General features: G+C 39.9%; 1 protein-coding gene. It reads right to left on the bottom strand.

The window, feature by feature from the left end:
- Nucleotides 1-85: 85 nt before the first annotated feature.
- The coding region (locus AB0M22_RS45685) for a type I restriction-modification system subunit M (protein ID WP_364740337.1) at nt 86-1,445 on the bottom strand (1,360 nt) is incomplete at its 5' end.

Below are 1,445 nucleotides of genomic sequence, written 5' to 3'. Positions count from 1 at the left end.
GCCCCGTCTTACTTCAGCTAAATTTGAGAACTTACGCTCTTCCCAATCATCCGTAAAACCTTCAAACCTTAATTGTGGACTCTTTTTACTCATCATGCCCACCTCTCAAAAGAAGACGCATCGAATCAATTAAGGCTTGATTCTCTTCACTTTCTGAAAAATCGTCAATCAACGATAAGAGCACTTGCTCTTGTTGAACTAATTCTTCATTGACCTTAAGGAGATTGGTATTTACTGCAACCAAATCAACCGGTTCCTCTTCCTCAAAGGTATCGACATAACGAGGGATATTTAAGTTAAAGTCATTTTCTTGGATCTCATCAAAACTTGCAACATGAGCATATCTTTCAATATCTTCTCGTTTTTTGTAGATAGAAACAATTTTATCAATATGTTCATCCAACAGGACATTTTTATTTTTTTGTTTTTCAAAATCTTGAGAAGCATCGATAAATAAGACATCACGATGAGAGCGGTTTTTCTTCAAAATAATAACCGTTGTCGGAATACTCGTTCCAAAAAAAATATTGGCCGGCAAGCCAATGACCGCATCAATGGCTCCCATTTCTAAAAGGGCTTGACGAATGGTTCCTTCTGCGGCTCCTCTAAAGAGCACGCCATGCGGAAGGACAATTCCCATTGTTCCCGATTCTTTCAAATGGTAAAAACCGTGAAGGAGAAAGGCAAAGTCAGCTTTAGATTTAGGCGCTAATTTTCCAAAACGCTCAAAACGAGGGTCAGAGAGAAACTGATCTGCCGCTGACCATTTTGCAGAATAAGGTGGATTCATGACTACGGAATCAAACTGATAAGGCTCTTCTGAGGGCCAATCGGCATCTAAAGTATCTCCGTTATTCAGGTTCATGCGTTCTTTATCCACCCCATGAAGAATTAAGTTCATACGTGCCAAGTTAAAGGTCGTTGTATTTAACTCTTGTCCATGATAGTGCACTTGATTTGGATTGATGAGATAGCGACGAATATTAAGCATCAAAGAACCTGAACCCATCGCAGGGTCATAGATATGAAAAGGTGCTCGAGATTCTTGGCCGATTGAAGTGATCTCTGACATGATGCGTGAAACAGCTTGTGGGGTATAAAACTCGCCTGCTTTTTTACCCGCACCTTCCGCAAACATCCCAATTAAATACTCATAAGCGTCCCCAATCACATCGCCATTGTGTTCAAATAAGTCAATCTCATCTAAAGCACGCAAGACCTCAGTAATCGTCACATTACGTTGTTGTGCATTTGAGCCTAATTTTGTGGAGTTTAAATCAATATCCGCAAACAATCCACTGAATTCTTCTCCTTGACGTTCCAACTCATTAAAACCTGCTTGTAAGTCGGTCAAGTTAAATTCATAGTTATCAGCTTTGAGGCGGTAGTGATAAAACAATTGATCGGGTTGGATAAAGTAGCCTTGTTTGGGTTGGATATTTTCG

Source organism: Nocardia sp. NPDC051756, from assembly GCF_040681495.1.
In the GTDB taxonomy this organism is placed as follows: domain Bacteria; phylum Actinomycetota; class Actinomycetes; order Mycobacteriales; family Mycobacteriaceae; genus Nocardia.
Note: the sequence above shows the minus strand (reverse complement) of the source record. Positions and strands in the feature narration are given on the sequence as shown.